General features: G+C 62.4%; 13 protein-coding genes and 1 pseudogene. 8 read left to right on the plus strand and 6 right to left on the minus strand.

The window, feature by feature from the left end; all coding sequences use genetic code 11:
• Nucleotides 1-33: 33 nt before the first annotated feature.
• Nucleotides 34-600, plus strand: a pseudogene (locus IB277_RS01355) (N-methylproline demethylase); the annotation flags it as partial.
• 75 nt (nt 601-675) lie between these two features.
• Here IB277_RS01355 and IB277_RS01360 read toward each other — a convergent pair.
• A complete protein-coding gene (locus IB277_RS01360; protein ID WP_110818504.1) occupies nt 676-1,314 on the minus strand; it encodes a PRC-barrel domain-containing protein in 639 nt (212 codons plus the stop codon).
• A gap of 357 nt (nt 1,315-1,671) precedes the next feature.
• Between IB277_RS01360 and IB277_RS01365 the strand changes: the two genes are divergently transcribed.
• Nucleotides 1,672-2,766 carry a hypothetical protein gene (locus tag IB277_RS01365; protein ID WP_192370689.1) on the plus strand — a complete coding sequence of 365 codons (1,095 nt, stop codon included), beginning with the start codon at nt 1,672-1,674 and terminating at the stop codon, nt 2,764-2,766.
• Between the two features lie 63 nt (nt 2,767-2,829).
• On the opposite strand, the gene IB277_RS01370 is transcribed toward IB277_RS01365, so the two are convergent.
• From IB277_RS01370 to IB277_RS01390, 5 genes are all read right to left on the minus strand, one after another.
• The gene (locus IB277_RS01370; protein WP_192370691.1) at nt 2,830-4,554 is read right to left on the minus strand and encodes an IlvD/Edd family dehydratase; all 1,725 of its coding nucleotides are present in this window, start codon (nt 4,552-4,554) and stop codon (nt 2,830-2,832) included.
• Between the two features lie 96 nt (nt 4,555-4,650).
• Nucleotides 4,651-5,535, minus strand: a complete 885-nt coding sequence (locus IB277_RS01375; protein WP_192370693.1) for an SMP-30/gluconolactonase/LRE family protein — start codon at nt 5,533-5,535, stop codon at nt 4,651-4,653.
• Complete coding sequence (locus tag IB277_RS01380) at nt 5,535-6,170, minus strand: 2-dehydro-3-deoxy-6-phosphogalactonate aldolase (RefSeq protein ID WP_112975945.1); 636 nt, start codon at nt 6,168-6,170, stop codon at nt 5,535-5,537. Before IB277_RS01380 ends, IB277_RS01375 begins: the two co-directional genes overlap by 1 nt.
• A 15-nt stretch (nt 6,171-6,185) precedes the next feature.
• Nucleotides 6,186-7,103 (minus strand): 2-dehydro-3-deoxygalactonokinase, encoded by a 918-nt coding sequence (locus tag IB277_RS01385; protein WP_060584091.1) that lies wholly within the window; start codon nt 7,101-7,103, stop codon nt 6,186-6,188.
• Nucleotides 7,103-7,873 (minus strand): SDR family NAD(P)-dependent oxidoreductase, encoded by a 771-nt coding sequence (locus tag IB277_RS01390; RefSeq protein ID WP_192370695.1) that lies wholly within the window; start codon nt 7,871-7,873, stop codon nt 7,103-7,105. Before IB277_RS01390 ends, IB277_RS01385 begins: the two co-directional genes overlap by 1 nt.
• Nucleotides 7,874-8,027: 154 nt before the next feature.
• Here IB277_RS01390 and IB277_RS01395 point away from each other — a divergent pair, with 154 nt between their 5' ends.
• From IB277_RS01395 to IB277_RS01420, 6 genes are all read left to right on the plus strand, one after another.
• The gene (locus tag IB277_RS01395; RefSeq protein ID WP_060516565.1) at nt 8,028-8,846 is read left to right on the plus strand and encodes an IclR family transcriptional regulator; all 819 of its coding nucleotides are present in this window, start codon (nt 8,028-8,030) and stop codon (nt 8,844-8,846) included.
• Between the two features lie 195 nt (nt 8,847-9,041).
• Entirely contained in the window at nt 9,042-9,782 is a 741-nt protein-coding gene (locus IB277_RS01400; protein ID WP_034801035.1) for a LuxR family transcriptional regulator, read from the plus strand.
• A 142-nt stretch (nt 9,783-9,924) separates the two neighbouring features.
• Nucleotides 9,925-10,698 (plus strand): LuxR family transcriptional regulator, encoded by a 774-nt coding sequence (locus IB277_RS01405; RefSeq protein ID WP_051659571.1) that lies wholly within the window; start codon nt 9,925-9,927, stop codon nt 10,696-10,698.
• A gap of 460 nt (nt 10,699-11,158) precedes the next feature.
• The gene (locus IB277_RS01410) at nt 11,159-12,322 is read left to right on the plus strand and encodes an Mrp/NBP35 family ATP-binding protein (protein ID WP_034801037.1); all 1,164 of its coding nucleotides are present in this window, start codon (nt 11,159-11,161) and stop codon (nt 12,320-12,322) included.
• Between the two features lie 362 nt (nt 12,323-12,684).
• The gene (locus IB277_RS01415) at nt 12,685-13,662 is read left to right on the plus strand and encodes a magnesium transporter CorA family protein (protein ID WP_112770490.1); all 978 of its coding nucleotides are present in this window, start codon (nt 12,685-12,687) and stop codon (nt 13,660-13,662) included.
• Nucleotides 13,663-13,678: 16 nt separating this feature from the next.
• Nucleotides 13,679-15,580, plus strand: a complete 1,902-nt coding sequence (locus IB277_RS01420; protein WP_192370697.1) for a potassium transporter Kup — start codon at nt 13,679-13,681, stop codon at nt 15,578-15,580.
• Nucleotides 15,581-15,861: the final 281 nt, after the last annotated feature.

Below are 15,861 nucleotides of genomic sequence, written 5' to 3' on the forward strand. Positions count from 1 at the left end.
AAGATCCGCTGCTGCAGTCTTACCGCCTGAGCCGACGACCTCGTCGTGTCGAGCTGGGATATCATCGCCGGGACGGTGAAGCCGGAGGGGCCGCTCTATGACGACAACGGCGCCTATAGCGGCATGATGGCGGCCGAGCTGATCGCGCGCGGCGGCGGCGCGCTCGAGATCGTCTCGCCCGAGCGCATGTTCGCGCCCGAGGTCGCGGGCATGAACCATGTGCCCTATGCGACCGCCTTTGCCGAACACAATGTCCGGGTGACGATCAACACGCGGGTGAAATCCGTTCGGCGGGAGTGCAATGGCCTTGTTGCGACGCTCGGTTCCGATTTTTCGGACAAGGCAACGATCAAGGGGCGCGTCGCGCCACTGGTGGTCGAGCATGGCACGGTGCCGATGGACGACCTCTATCGTGAACTGAAGCCGCTTTCACGCAAGCTGGGGGGCGTCGATTACAAGGCACTGCTTCGCGGTGAGAACCCCACCCCGCAGAAAAACCTCGATGCCCGCTTCGACATGTTCCGCATCGGCGATGCCGTCGCCAGCCGCAACATCCACGGGGGCATTTACGATGCCCAACGCGACGGAGTGCTCGTCTGACGCAAAGCCAAGGCGGCGATGCCTGGCACCGCCGCCCGTTGGAAGGCGTACTGAACAGCTTGGAATGCTACGACGTTACTGCTGCGGCTGTTCGGTACCCTGCTGCATCGGCTGTGCCGGTGCAGTAGTCGTGGTCGAAGAGGTCGTCGACGTGTCAACCGGCTGGTTGGCGTTCTGTTCGGCAACCTGCTGTGCCTTCGTCTTGAACTCCGGAGCCGCCTTCAGCGTATCGGCGGTTTCGGTGGTCGTCAGCTTCAGCTTGTCCGTGTTGGGCTGCTCGGCGATCGTGATGCGATCAAACGGAACCGCTACGTCCTTTTCACCGAGACCCAGGAAGCCGCCGACACCGATTACGGCCGCTTCCACGCCGCCATCCTTCTTCATGATCAGGTCGTTGATCTCGCCGATGCTTTCGTCACCGGCATTGTAGACGCTCTGGCCGATATAGGTGCTGGCTGCGATCTGGTCGCTTGCCTGCTCGGTCAGATAGGTGGCGTCCGATTGCGCCACATCAGCGGTCTTGGTTTCCGTGATCGGCGGTTTCGTTTCAGCCTGATCGGCCGGAGCCATGGCGTCCGGGGCGGGCTGCGCCGGCTGCATCGTCTGCGGCTGTTCCATCGGCTTGGTTGCGTCCTGCGCGAAAGCCACCGGGGCGACAGTAAGACCCGCGAAGAGCGCGCCGGCTGCGACGGTTGTTACGAGTTTCTTGATCATCTCAAACTGCCTTTCCTTGACGTTTCGATCAGGGCGCGGCCTGGCTTCTGCCGCCAGGTCCACCGCGCCGGTGATATGGTGTCAACGCCCGGGAGCCCGAACGGTTCCGGAAAAAATAGTCAAAGTTTCAGGTCGAAAGGTCCGTTGCCGCTGAACGTGACCCTCCGCCGCGATTTTCCAAGGATTGTCGGCAATCTCGCGCGGACATGTATTTTGGTTTTCGAATATATGTATTTTAGTGATCAATTATGTACTTTGTGCCATTCATGAATTCTTGAGCGTTCTTGTCGATACTTGGCAGATGGCAGGAAATAGCGCGCAGCGTCGTCACCCTGTTATCCCGGGATGGTTTTCACGATGTTTTTGCCGCGCCGCTTTCTTTCTGTTTCCTTGCTCTCCGTTCTGGCGATGGCCGGCCTTGTTCTGATCGAGCGCAATCTTTTTGGGCTGCGCTATTTTTCGGAACGGGTTCCTGGCGTCGAGCCCTACAATCTCTGGCATGCCTGGGTGGCTCTGAGCCTGTCGCTCGCGGCTGTTCAGGGCTTTACCCGCGATGCCGCCTGGCTGGGCGCGCCGGAGCTGCGGCTGGCGTCCGGCCGCGAGCTTGGGCTTTGTGTCGCCGGCTGGATGCTCGCCGTGCTGATGGCGCTGGTGTTCGTTGCCGATCCCCTCGGTTTCAGCCTTCTGGCGCGTGAAGACGGCCTGGTCGAATGGGCCTCTGCCCTGCTGATCTTCATCGCCAGCGGTTTCTTTGCGTTTGCTGCCGTCGGGCAACTGCGCGTGGTCCGTTCAGGAATGGGACGTCGCGCCTGGATGGCCGCGGCTTTTGCAGCGCTTCTGGCGCTTTGCTTCTTCGTGGTCGGCATGGAGGAGATATCCTGGATGCAGCGCGTCTTCGGTATCGCCACGCCGGAGGGCCTGCTCGCGCTCAACAAGCAGCAGGAATTGAACCTGCACAACATCTCCACCGGCTTCTCGGAACTGCTCTACTACACCGGCAGCTTCTTCCTTTTGACGCTGGCGCCCTTCGTCTGGCTCTATCTGCGCAAGAGCATCAGCCTTGGTCGGCTCGATGCTTTTGCGCCGAGCGTGCTGGTGCTGGCGGCAAGCGCCCCGATGGCCGCCTTCAACAGCGACAACTGGAGCATGTTGCCGACGCAGATGATGGTGATGATGACCGTGATCATACTGCTGATGGTTGCCGATATCGCGCTGAGGGCAGGGCACTGGCGCGAGTTCATCGTGCTGACGGCAGGCGCCATTCTGATCGTCGCGATCCAGGAGCTGTTCATTCTCCAGGCTTCCACGCTCGTGCGCCTTTGGGACCCGACCGAGTACAAGGAGTTTTTCATTGCGCTCGGGCTCGCCATCTACGGCTTTGAAACCTGGTCGCGACTGCGTTCGCCGGCCGCAAGGCTTTCGCCGTTGGGCTCCCGTCCCCTGGCCGGATAAAAATACCCCGCCTGACGGGCGGGGTATTTGAATCGCGTCTGCCTCGAACTGCGTCCGAAGCCGTCAGTGGCTTTCGCGCAGCACTTCGCTGCCGCTGCCGCCGACGAGGAAGTCGAGGTCCGCACCCTTGTCGGCCTGTAGCACCGTGTCCTGGTAGAGCTTGTAGTAGCCGCGGGTCCATTTCGGCGGCGGCGCCTGCCAGGCGGCCATGCGCGTCGCAAACTCTTCCTCGCTGATCATCAGGTTGAGCTCGCCCTTCATCGCGTCGAGGCGGATACGGTCGCCGGTCTTGACGATGGCGAGCGGCCCGCCGGCATTCGATTCCGGGCTGACATGCAGGACCACGGTGCCGAAGGCGGTACCGGACATGCGGGCGTCGGACACGCGCACCATGTCGCGCACGCCCCTTTCGACGAGGCGCCGCGGGATCGGCATGTTGCCGACCTCGGCCATTCCCGGATAGCCCTTGGGTCCGCAGCCCTTGAGCACAAGGATCGTGTCTTCGGTCACCGGCAGGTCCGGATCGTCAATCTTTGCCTTCAGCTCCTCGATCGTCTCGAAGACATAGGCCGGACCTTCATGGACGAGGAGATGCTCGCTTGCGGCCGACGGCTTGATGACGGCGCCGTTCGGGGCAAGGTTGCCCTTGAGCACGCGAATGCCGGCGGCAGCCCGCAGCGGATTGTCGAGCGGGCGGATGACGTCGTCGTTGTAGACTTCGGCATCTTCCCAGTATTTGCTGATCGGCACGCCGAAGACTGTCGGCGCGTCGGCATGCAGCAGATGCTGTATGCGGTTCATCACCGCCGGCAGGCCGCCTGCATAGGCGAGGTCTTCGATCAGATACTTGCCGGACGGCATGCAGTTGACGATGCACGGCACCTGGCTGCCGACGCGGTCGAAATCCTCAAGACAGAGATCAACGCCGGCGCGGCCGGCGATCGCCAGCATGTGCACGACGGCATTGGTCGAACCGCCGACGGCGGCGTTGGCAATGATGCCGTTCTCGAAATTCTTCTTGGTCAGCACTTTCGACAGGCGCAGGTCTTCATGCACCATCTCGACGATGCGTTTGCCGGTCATGTGCGACAGCGCCATGCGGCGGGCGTCGACGGCCGGCAGCGCCGCATTGGTCGGCAGCGACAGGCCCATCGCCTCGACGATCGACGCCATGGTGGTGGCCGTGCCCATCGTCATGCACACACCCGGTGAGCGCGACATGCCGCTTTCTGCCGCCATGAATTCCTGCATGCTCATATCACCGGCGCGTACGGCCTCGGAGAACTTCCAGACATCCGTGCCGGAGCCGATGTCCTTGCCCTTCCACTTGCCGTTCAGCATCGGGCCGGAGGAGACGACGATCGTCGGCAGGTCGACCGACGCCGCACCCATCAACTGGCCGGGGGTTGTCTTGTCGCAGCCGCCGAGCAGCACCACGCCGTCGATGCCATAGGCGCGGATCGCCTCTTCGACATCCATGGCGAGCAGATTGCGAAAGAGCATCGCGGTCGGGCGCATCTGCGTCTCGCCGAGCGAAGACACCGGGAACTCGACCGGGAAACCGCCGGCCTCCCACACGCCACGCTTCACGCCCTCTGCCAGAATGCGCAGATGACTGTTGCAGGGCGTGAGTTCCGACCAGGTGTTGCAAATGCCGATAATCGGGCGGCCGTCGAATACGTGGTCCGGAAATCCCTGGTTCTTCATCCAGGAGCGATGGATAAACCCATCCTTGTCGGTGCCGCCGTACCAGTGACGGCTGCGCAGTTCTTTCTTCTTGTCGCTCATGCGAGCTTCCTCCTCACCATGCGATCAAACGCGTGGCTGAATTGTATGACTTTTTATTGGCGCTTCGCCAAGAGTTACTCGGCCAAGAATTTCCGGTCAGAGACGGAAAGACGGTTCGAACCGGCCCTTGACGCTGACGCCGAGATCGAAGGTCTTGCCGGCATGCGGGTCCGCCGCACGCGTTGCCTCGTCCATGTCCTGCCAGGCGGATGTCACCAGCATGCGATCGGCCTTCGCTCCGATGAAGGCGGTACAGCTCGGTTGGCCCGTCGGCACGGCGTAGCGCGCGATGCGCGCGCCGTCGGGGCGGTAGACATCGACCGTGCCACTGCCCCAGCGGGCGTTCCAGATCAGACCGTCGGCATCGCACACGGAGCCGTCGATGCCGCCAGCTTCGCCACTGCCGTCGACGAGCAGGCTCGGTTCGCCTTTCGGCAGCCCGGTCGCGGCGTCGAGATCGACGCGCATCAGGTGATTGATGTCGGTATCGACGAAATAGGCGACGGTTCCATCCGGCGAGAAGCAGATGCTGTTGGGAATGGTGATGGCGGCATAGAGCTTCGTCACCTTGCTGCCGGCGACGTGATAGATCGCGCCGGAGCCCTTTTCGGCGCTGCGGCCCATGGTGCCGATCCAGAGCGAACCGGACGCATGAACCCGGCCGTCGTTCGAGCGATTGATGGGTTCGTCCTCAAGCGTGGTCAGCAGGCTGAAGGCACCGGTCCGCGTATCCCTGATGAAGAGGCCCTGGTCGGAGGCGATCAGCTGCCGGGTCGGATCGATGACGGCGAGCACGCTGCCGAGGAAGGGTAGGGCGTGCACGGTCTTGCGCCCGCTTTCTAGGTGCAGTTCATGCAGTTCCTGGCCCTTGATGTTGAACCACCAGGCGGTGCCGGTGGCCGGGTCATAGGTCGGACCTTCGCCGAGGATCGACGTCGCTTCGCAGAGAATGCTGCCGGAGAAGGGGATGGTGTCGCTCATCAGCGCGCTCCGTAGACGGCGTCGTAGGCCTTGATGGTGGCAACGGCGCGCTCGCGCACTTCAGCCGCGCTCATGCCGGGCTTGTAGAGGCTGGAACCAAGACCGAAGCTGCGGATGCCGGCCTTGGCATAGTCGCCGAAATTCGCGTCCGAAACGCCACCGACGGCAGCGATTTCCAGCTCCGGCGGCAGGATCGCGCGGATCGCGGTGATGCCGGACGGGCCGAGCACGCTTGCCGGGAAGAACTTGAGGCCGGTGGCGCCCGCCGCCGCGGCCGAAAGCGCCTCGGTCGGGGTGAGCACGCCGGGCATGGTCACCATGCCCTTTTTGGCGGCGAGAGAAATCACCGCCGGCTCGACATTGGGGCTCACCATCAGGCGGCCGCCGACATCGGCGAGTTGTTCTACCTGTGCCGTCGTCAGCACCGTGCCGGCGCCGATCAGGCATCCCTCGGGCGCCATCTTCACGGCCGTCTCAATCGAGCGGAACGGATCGGGTGAATTCAGCGGGATCTCGATCGCGGAGAAGCCGGTCTCGATCAGGGCACCAACGACGCCTGCGGTTTCCTCGGGCTTGAGGCCGCGCAGGATCGCGATCAGCGGGTACTTCATCGACGGAAAGGGAATGCGGGTCATGAGCGTGTCTTTCGTTCAGAGGGGCCAGATCGCCTGGGCGGCGGTCGAAAGGCCGGAGCGGACGGCCGTGTCGGCATCGACCACCTGAAGAGGGCAGTCGAGGCTTTCGAGCGCGGCCTGATAAAGCGTACCAAGGGATCCGGAGGCGACGAGGCAGATGCTGTCGATCGTCTTGGCTGAAGCCAGCGCGCCGGCGATCTCCAGGCCGATCAGCGTGCCCGACAGCAATGCCTTGGCGTCGGTCGCGCTTGCGCCGTGCAGCAATTGGCCTGAGCGCGCGCCGAAGATCAGGCTGGTGGCGAGCGCCGGATTTGTGCGTGCCTCGGCCACCGCCGCCGCAAAGGCGGGATGATCGCCGGTAAACGCATGCGCGTCGGCGATCGAGTGGCTGAGGATCGAGTGCTTGGAGATCACGTCGAACAATTCGCCGGTCATGAAGGTGGAAAAGCCGCTGACGGCGCCGTCTTCGAGCCGCACCCATTTGCTGTGTGTGCCCGGCATGCAGACGAGATGTAGACCGCGACCGAGGTCGCTTGCCGCGCCGAGCAATTGCGTCTCCTCGCCGCGCATCACATCCGGGTGCCGCCGATCACGCTGCGCCAGACCCGGCAGGATACGGATGTCGCGATCGAGATCCGGCACTGCCACGGCATGGGAGGCGATATCGGCGAGCGCGGCCGGCGTATCGAGATAGCCGGCCTCGACCCAACCCTGCTTGGCGCCGGCCATGCCGCAGATGATCGCCGGCAGGTGGCCTGGCGCATCGACGGCGACCAGGTGCTTTTCGAGGATCGCATGGAACCCGGCCTTGTTGGCCGTGGTCATGCCTTCGCCGCTTCGGCGCTCGGCGAGCACCGAGCCGTCCTCGCCGATGATCCACAGCCGGAAACTCGTGGTTCCCCAGTCGACTGCGGCATAATAGGCTGCCGTCATCAAAGTGCGCCTCCATCGATGATCATTGTTTGCGCGGTCATGCCCGACGAGCACGCCGACGCGAGAAAAAGGCAAGGGCCGACGAGATCGTCGGCGGTGAGGCTGCGCTTCAGGCACTGCCGTTCCTGCATGCCGGCGATTGCCGCGTCGCTCAGCCACAGCCGTTTCTGGCGCTCGGTGACGATCATGCCGGGCAGGATCGCGTTGACGCGGATGTTGTCCTGGCCGAGCTTTCCGGCGAGCGATTTGGTCAGGCCGACGATCGCGGCTTTCGCCGTCGCATAGGCCGGGATTTCGGCCATGTTGAGCAGATAGGCGATCGACGAGAAATTGACGATCGACCCGCCGCCGGCTTCGCGCATATGCGGCGCAACCCCCTGGCTCATGAAGAAGAGGTGCCTGAGGTTGACCGCCTGGCTCTCGTCCCAGCTCTCTTCGGTTACGCTTTCGAGTGGTTGGCGATCGTCGCGCGCCGCATTGTTGACGAGCACGTGGATCGCGCCGAGAGCGGCCGCCGCAGTCTGCGCGGCCTTTTTTACCGCTTCGATGTCGCGCAAGTCGGCGGGAATATAGACCGGTGCCGTGCTTGCCTTGATGGCGAGCCTTTCGACGAGGTCGAGGCTTGCCCTCTCGTCGATATCGACGAAGGCCACCCGTGCACCCTGGTCGACGAAGCCCTCTACAAGCGCTGCGCCAATGCCGGAACCGCCACCGGTGACCAGCACCGCGCGGTCTTTGAGATCATGAAATTGTGCCTTCGGCACCGGCATATTCCTGTATCCCCGATCAGTCCTATGGTGAAGAGTTGTTCCATTATTTGGAACTTGATTTTATTATATGGAATTATCACGTCGAAGCGTCTACCTTGTCAAGGTCGCGCGCCCGATCGCGCGACTGCAATCGGAAACAAACAAGCGAGCGACGATGACGGGTGAAGCGGCAGGCGGAGGGGACGAAGTGCGTGCGGAGGCTGGCACGGGCACGCTCGGCAAGGCAATCACCGTCCTGGAAGCGGTGGTCACCGCCGATGGCCCGCAGCGCTTTACAGATATTCTCGCCCGGTCCGGCCAGCCGCGCGGCACGTTGTACCGGCTGCTCAGCCATCTGGTCGAGGAAGGACTGCTGATCCAGCGCCGCGACCTCTCCTATGAGCCTGGCCTTCGGCTGCTGACGCTGGCCTATCGTTCCTGGTCCGCCAATCGCTTTCGCGACGTTGCCGAGCCTCACCTGCAGCGATTGCACGAACTGACCGGTGAGACCGTGCATCTCGGCATTCTGCGCGAGACCGAGATCGTCTATGTCGACAAGGTAGAAAGCCGCCAGACGGTGCGCATGAGTTCGCAGATCGGCAAGGCGTCGCCGGCCTATTGCACCGGCATCGGCAAGGCGGCGCTGTCCTTGCTTGGACAGCCGGAGTTGGAAGGTATTTTGGCCCGAACCGAGTTTCACGCCTTCACGCCGCACACCCATCGCTCGGCTGCCACCTTGCTGGCGGAGATCGAGGAAATCCGGCGCGACGGCCACGCTTTCGACCGCGAGGAACATGAGACGGAGATCCGCTGCGTTGCAGCACCTATCCTCATTCCCGGCAGCGAACTTGCGGCCGGCCTGTCGGTAACCGGGCCCGCCTATCGGGTGACCATGGAGCAATTGTCGGCCTGGGCGGCAGCGGTTCGGGCAGCGGCGCAAGCGGTTGGCGAGGACGCGGCGATCCGTCTTGGGCCCGGCCGTGGTGGACCTTGAATTCACTTTACGGTAAATTAGAAACATCGACTGGACGTGGCGCGTCTCGCTCGATAGCTTTAATATATCAGACTCAGGTTCGTGGATGGTCTTAGTCTGGTTCGTTTTTGGTATTGGTATAAATTTTTGACGTGATCTTCATGCGGCGTCAGCGGCCGGTTCCCGCATGGAACCGGATGTGGAGAAGGGCGGAAGATGATTGATTTCAGCGCGAATTTGTCGGCGTTGGCGCTTCCTGATGGGCGAACCATCCGTGGGCCGATTTGTTGCGAAGAGGATATCAGGCGCGTGATCGCCCAGGTTGCGGATTCCTACGGTTTCCGTGGTTTCCTGGTGCTTGCCATTCCGGAAACGGAGAGCAACAGCCTGTCCGTCAACGCCTTGATGACGAACTACCCGGCCGCCTTTCTCAAAGGCTATGACAGTGCCGGCTTGATCAATGGCAGCCCGGTGATCCAGCGGCTTCGGCGCAGCACCATCCCCTTTACCTACGACGCGCACCAGCTTGCGCGCCGCCGAGCCGACGGCAAGGGCGATGCGGCGGTCTGCGTCTTCGAGCAGGCGAACATGCCGCGCGGCCTCTATCTGCCGGTGCACGATGCGAGCGGCCACCGCGCCGCGATCGCCTTTGGCGGCGACCGTCCCGTGGTTTCCAATGACGAGCTTCAGGAGCTCAACCTTTGGGCCGGCGTGCTCTACAGCAAATACATGGAGGTGCGCGATCGCGACAAGCGCGGTGCGGGAAGCCTTTCACGCCGCGAGGTCGAGTGCCTGCGCTGGGCGGCCGCCGGCAAGACCACCAGTGAAATGGCGAAAATTCTGGCGCTGTCCGAATATACCGTCAACCACTACCTCAACCGGGCAACGCGCAAGCTGGATTCGGTCAATCGCGTTCAGACCGTCGCAAAGGCCGTGCGCGCCGGGTTGATCAACTGATCGCCGGCACGCGTCGCGCGCGAGCTGATGGCAATATCGGCCTTCACGAGGGGAAATACACAGACTTTTGGGTCGAAGCGGCAGGGATTTTCGATCATCTGTTGGCATTGGCAGGCGGCTCGGTCTATTTGATACGTGATGAATGCCATGGAACGCGCGAATGCAGGATACGATGACGACCGGGATGACTGACGCAGATCTGCCCCGGGGCGGCGATTTCGCGTCCGAGATCGCAAAGCTTGAGACCCAGTTCGATATCATCCGCTATATGCGGCGGATCACGCAGGTTTTTGGCTTCAAGACGTTTCTGATCTGCTCGATCCCCTCGATCGACGTGGAGCGCCTCGCCGCGAGCACCGTCATCTCCAACATGCCGGCCGAGCTGCTGAACAAGTATGACAGCCTGTCGATGCTGCGCTTCAGCACCGGCGTGCGCCGCCTGCGCGAGACGACGACGCCGTTCCAGGTGACGCTTGCAGCCTGGGAGGGAGAGGGCGGCAAACCGGAATCGGCGGCCGAATACATCGAGATGCTGCGCGAAAACGGTATCTTCCAGGCAAGCTACTTCCCGGTTCATGACGCCGAGGGCGGCCGCGGCGCTGTCATCCTGATGGGCCCGCTGGTCGAACTGCCGATGACCGTCACCATGGAACTGCAGATGATTGCAATCCATGTCTATAACCGCCTCGCCGAAATCGGCTCCGTGTGGAAGAGCAGCGGCGCAGCACTTTCGGAGCGCGAGATCCAGTGTTTGAGCTGGACGGCTGCCGGAAAGACCAGCGCCGAGATCGCCGGCATCCTCGGGCTCTCCGAGCATACGGTCAACCACTACCTCAACCACGTGACCAAGAAGCTCGATGCCGTCAACCGCACTCAGGCGGTCGTGAAGGCGATGAAGAAGGGCTACATCAGCTAGCCCCAAGTCGGCCCTGCGCCGCAAGCCTCTTCCTGAATGTCCTCGACCTGATGCGATCGAAAGAAGCTTGGGGAAGCCCGGCATGCTGTCGCCAAGGTTCCGTCATCTGGGCGATCTGCTCCATCCTTGGACGATTTGCAGACGGTTGCTCAGAAACTGGGCATATGCCATCGCCGGCCGATGAATGGCGGTCGAGATTATCTTTTTGAAATTGCTGCCTATTTCCGCCAGATCTGAAACTGGCACGCATCCTGCATTTCTATTGGCATGTCCAGAGGGGACTAAAAAGAAGACAGCGCCCAAGAAGGTCGCGACCGAAAGGGCCACTGCCCGCCTTAAAGGTGATCCCGGATGTACGGACACCGAGGCGGGTGGTGGCCCTTCCTTTTTCCGATATGTCGCATTGGCGAAGCGCCCCGCCTCGACTATCTAAGAGATAACAAAAGAATGAGAGGGCGCGATGCCGGAAGTCACGAAAGAAGTAGTGCTCGAAAAGTTGCGCACGGTGCGTGGCCCGGGCATGGAAGGCAATATCGTCGACCTCGGGCTCGTGTCTGATGTCTTCATCTCCGACGGCAAGGCCTATTTCTCGATCACCGTGCCGGCCGAACGCGCCAAGGAGCTGGAGCCGATGCGGGCTGCAGCCGAGCGCGTGGTGCGTGACATTCCCGGGATCACCGCGGCAATGGTCGCTCTGACGGCCGACCGCAAGGCAGCCGCAGGCAGCGCGCCGGTGCAGCGCCCGCAGCCGCAGGCACCGTCCCATGCAGGCCACTCCCACGCCCCGCGTCCGGCTGGCGGACCGCCCGCCAAGGCGGGGATCCCCGGCGTCGGCGCGATTATCGCCGTCGCTTCGGGCAAGGGCGGTGTCGGCAAGTCGACCACGTCGGTCAATCTGGCGCTGGCACTCCAGGCAAACGGCCTGAAAGTCGGTCTGCTCGATGCCGATATCTACGGCCCCTCGATGCCGCGGCTCCTGAAGATTTCCGGCCGGCCGCAGCAGATCGAGGGCCGGCTCATCCGCCCGATGGAAAATTACGGCCTCAAGGTCATGTCCATGGGTTTCCTCGTCGATGAGGAAGTGGCGATGATCTGGCGCGGACCGATGATCCAGTCGGCGCTTCTGCAGATGTTGCGCGAGGTCGCCTGGGGCGATCTTGACGTGCTCGTCGTCGACATGCCGCCGGGCACGGGCGACGCCCAGCTCACCATGGCCCAGCAGGTGCCGCTTGCCGGTGCCGTCATCGTCTCGACGCCGCAGGACCTGGCGCTGATCGATGCGCGCAAGGGCCTTGCCATGTTCCGCAAGGTGGAAGTCCCGGTGCTCGGCATCGTCGAGAACATGAGCTACTTCGTCGCGCCCGACACCGGAAACCGCTACGACATCTTCGGGCACGGCGGCGCCCGCAAGGAGGCAGAACGCATCGGCGTGCCCTTCCTCGGCGAAGTGCCGCTGACGATGGGAATTCGCGAGACGTCGGATGCAGGAACGCCGCTGGTCGCCTCCGACCCGGCAGGCGAGGTCGCGCGCGTCTACCGCGATATCGCGACAAAGGTCTGGGAACAGGTATCGGCCACGCAGCAGGACAAGAGCCGCGCCGCGCCGAACATCGTGTTCGAGTAGTTTGTCTCGAAGCGGTTCTGCCCGGCTGTCGGGCACGAATCGTTTTGCCCTTGATTCGGTTTTGATTTAAGCAAACATGCTATAGGGTGGCGCCGAACTGGCGGCGCATGCCCGCGTGCCGGATTGCAAGAGGGCATTGATTTTGCGTTTGCGTTGCGCCATATGCCTTGCCGCACTTGCGAAGGTGCCCAACTTGACGCCCTCTCGCCCGAGATCTTGGCCTCTCGCGATGACTGAGTTGAAGACTTTGTCCTGACTGGCGGAACGTCCCATCCGATGGATCTCTATTGTGGGTATTTTGTGGCGCACGATCTTTCGCCTCTTCCATTCGACCCTAAGGTTGGCATGACGAGGACGCTCGCATGATCACCGGCTATTGCGCCGATGGCACGGCCGTCGTCCTGACGCCCGCCGACCCGCCCGAGAGCTTGCGTTCGGACCTCATCTGGCTGGATCTGGTCGAGCCGAACAAGGCGGAAGATCTGATGATGGAAAAGCTGCTCGGCATTTCCATCCCGACGCGCGACGACCTCAAGGACATCGAGCCTTCGAGCCGTCTCTATATCGAGGAGAGCGCCGTGTTCATGACGGCGTCACTGGTGTTTCGTTCGGACACGGAGATACCCGGCCTGACTGACATCGGCTTTATCCTGGCGGGTAGCCGGCTCGTCACCATCCGCTATGCCGAGCCCCGATCTTTCGCCCTCTTCAAGGCGTCGATGCACCGCTTCCCCGGAAATTGCCGAGACGGCGCGGTGGTTCTGACCCGGCTCCTGGAAACGATCGCCGACCGGACCGCCGAAATTCTCGAAGAGGCCGTGACCAAGATCGACGATCTGTCGATCGCCGTCTTCGGCGACAAGGCTGCCGGCAAGCGCCGCCCGCCGCATTTTCTCGAGGCGCGCCTGCGCGACGTTGCCGGGCATCATCGTCTGGTCGCCAAGACCCGCGACAGCCTCGCCTCGCTCTCGCGCCTGCTGACATTCGTCTACACCGTTCCGCAGGTGCAGGACGACAAGGAAACGCGCGAACTCTGCCGCTCGATTTCGCGCGACATCCAATCGCTGTCCGAACATGCCGGGTTCATTTCCGGCAACATTACCTTCCTGCTCGATGCATCGCTCGGCCTGATCAACGTCGAGCAGAACGCCATCATCAAGATCTTCTCGATCGCGTCGGTCGTGCTTCTGCCACCGACGCTGGTCGCCTCGGTCTACGGCATGAACTTCCGCGTCATGCCCGAGCTGGAATGGCAATTCGGTTATCCCTGGGCGATCGCGGCGATGGTGATATCGGCCGTGATCCCCTTTTTCTTTTTCCGCTGGAAAGGCTGGCTTTGAACGCCAGTAGGTTTGCATGACCCAATCGCATGCCCCTTCCACTCATGAGCCGAAGGACCTGCGCCGTCTGCTGGTCCTCGGGCTTGGTTCGATCGGTGTCGTCTATGGCGATATCGGCACCAGCCCGCTCTATGCCTTTCGCGAAGCGTTGCGCCCGGTTTCCCATGACGGTGTGACCGATGCGGAGATCATCGGCCTGATCTCGCTGATGATCTGGACGCTGACGATCATCGTCACGATCAAATACGTGCTGTTTCTTCTGCGCGCTGACAACCAGGGAGAGGGCGGTACGCTGTCGCTGCTTGCCCTGTTGATGAAGTCCGCCAACGGCCACGCCGCCATCCTCTTCTTCATGGGCATCGCCGGTGCCGCGCTCTTTATCGGCGACGCGATGATCACGCCGGCGCTGTCGGTTCTTTCAGCGGTCGAAGGTCTGAAGCTGGTGACGCCGGCGCTGTCGGAATATGTCGTGCCGATCGCGGTGGTCATCCTGTTGATGCTCTTTGCGATGCAGTCGAAGGGAACCGCGGCGGTCTCGAACTTCTTCGGTCCGATCACGCTCGTCTGGTTCCTGGTGATGGGCGGCATCGGTTTCGTGCACATCTCCGACGACTTATCGATCTTCAAGGCCTTCAATCCCTACTACGCCGTGAGCTTCATGCTCAGCGAAGGCTATGTCGGCATCATCGTGCTCGGCGCCGTCTTCCTGACGGTGACCGGTGCAGAGGCGCTCTACGCCGACCTTGGCCATTTCGGCCGCCGGCCGATCCAGTGGGCCTGGTTCCTGATCGTCTTTCCGGCATTGACCCTCAATTATCTCGGCCAGGGCGCCTTCGTCCTGAAGAACCCGGAAGCGATGTCCGACCCGTTCTTCCTGATGTTCCCGAAATGGGCACTGCTGCCAGTGGTCATTCTGGCGACGGCGGCAACCATCATCGCCAGCCAGGCGGTGATAACCGGTGCCTTCTCGCTGACGCGCCAGGCGATCCACCTCGGCTTCCTGCCGCGCATGGCGATCTTCCATACGTCCGAGACCCATACGGGCCAGATCTACCTGCCGAACGTCAACACGCTCCTGATGTTCGGCGTCATGGCGCTGGTCTTCGTCTTCGGTTCGTCCGAATCGCTGGCGACCGCCTACGGCATCTCGGTGACCGGCGCGATGGTGGTGACGACGGTGCTTTCCTTCGAGTTCCTGCGCATGCGCTGGAACTGGTCGGCGCTTGCGGCCGCCGCTGTGCTGTTGCCGCTCTTCGCGCTGGAGTTCATCTTCCTCGGCGCCAACATGCTGAAGATCCACGACGGCGGCTACGTTCCGGTGCTGATCGCCGCCACCTTCATCATCATCATGTGGACCTGGCGGCGCGGCACCGAAATCCTGCACGCCAAGACCCGCCACATCGACATACCGCTGGCGAGCTTCATCAAGTCGATCGAGCGCAAGAGCGAACATGCGCCGGTGGCCGTGCCCGGAACCGCCGTGTTCCTGACGAGCGATCCGGAATCGACGCCGGCCGCACTGCTCCACAACATCAAGCACAACCACGTGCTGCACAATCAGAACTTCATCCTGACGATCCGCACGGCCAATACGCCGAAGGTGCCGAAGTCGGAACGGGTGAGCATGCAGCCGTTGTCGGACCGGTTCACATTGCTCGAAATGCGCTTCGGCTTCATGGAAACGCAGAACGTCTCGCAGGCGCTCGGTCTCTTCCGCAAGTCGGGCCTGAAGTTCGACATCATGTCGACGTCCTTCTATCTCGGCCGCCGCAAGCTCGTGCCCGATGCCGAGAGCGGCATGCCGCACTGGCAGGACCGGTTGTTCATCGCGCTTGCGAATGCGGCAATCGATCCATCGGACTACTTCCGCCTGCCGACCAACCGCGTGGTCGAACTCGGCTCGCACGTGATCATCTGACGTTCGCCCGGTCCTTGGCCGGGCGCGAGATGGGCCGGATATACAACGCGACGAAGCCGCCTTCCGATGGGGAGGCGGCTTCGTTGCGTTGTGGGGGCATCCACCTTTCAGCGATCGCGCATTAACCAAACATCAAGGTTAATGCTTCATTTTCAAAGCACGAACGGAGCAGTCCCGGCGAAGTGTCCGGTTGCTTGATTGTCTAATCTTCCCGCGCGGAATTCTCGACGCTGGCGCATAGCCGGCGCGGGCGAAGCCGTGCCGCCTGATAGCGTTGCGTG

Origin of the sequence: Ensifer sp. ENS07 (assembly GCF_014852185.1) — a bacterium.
Taxonomy (GTDB): domain Bacteria; phylum Pseudomonadota; class Alphaproteobacteria; order Rhizobiales; family Rhizobiaceae; genus Ensifer; species Ensifer adhaerens.

Bases quoted from the DNA above. Each gene is read 5' to 3' on its own strand.
- IB277_RS01410 (WP_034801037.1), top strand. From the start codon at position 11,159: ATGCCGGAAGTCACGAAAGAAGTAGTGCTCGAAAAGTTGCGCACGGTG.
- IB277_RS01380 (WP_112975945.1), bottom strand. From the start codon at position 6,170: ATGACCCGCATTCCCTTTCCGTCGATGAAGTACCCGCTGATCGCGATC.
- IB277_RS01400 (WP_034801035.1), top strand. From the start codon at position 9,042: ATGATTGATTTCAGCGCGAATTTGTCGGCGTTGGCGCTTCCTGATGGG.
- IB277_RS01370 (WP_192370691.1), bottom strand. From the start codon at position 4,554: ATGAGCGACAAGAAGAAAGAACTGCGCAGCCGTCACTGGTACGGCGGC.
- IB277_RS01365 (WP_192370689.1), top strand. From the start codon at position 1,672: ATGTTTTTGCCGCGCCGCTTTCTTTCTGTTTCCTTGCTCTCCGTTCTG.
- IB277_RS01385 (WP_060584091.1), bottom strand. From the start codon at position 7,103: ATGACGGCAGCCTATTATGCCGCAGTCGACTGGGGAACCACGAGTTTC.
- IB277_RS01420 (WP_192370697.1), top strand. From the start codon at position 13,679: ATGACCCAATCGCATGCCCCTTCCACTCATGAGCCGAAGGACCTGCGC.
- IB277_RS01390 (WP_192370695.1), bottom strand. From the start codon at position 7,873: ATGCCGGTGCCGAAGGCACAATTTCATGATCTCAAAGACCGCGCGGTG.
- IB277_RS01405 (WP_051659571.1), top strand. From the start codon at position 9,925: ATGCCATGGAACGCGCGAATGCAGGATACGATGACGACCGGGATGACT.
- IB277_RS01360 (WP_110818504.1), bottom strand. From the start codon at position 1,314: ATGATCAAGAAACTCGTAACAACCGTCGCAGCCGGCGCGCTCTTCGCG.
- IB277_RS01415 (WP_112770490.1), top strand. From the start codon at position 12,685: ATGATCACCGGCTATTGCGCCGATGGCACGGCCGTCGTCCTGACGCCC.
- IB277_RS01395 (WP_060516565.1), top strand. From the start codon at position 8,028: ATGACGGGTGAAGCGGCAGGCGGAGGGGACGAAGTGCGTGCGGAGGCT.
- IB277_RS01375 (WP_192370693.1), bottom strand. From the start codon at position 5,535: ATGAGCGACACCATCCCCTTCTCCGGCAGCATTCTCTGCGAAGCGACG.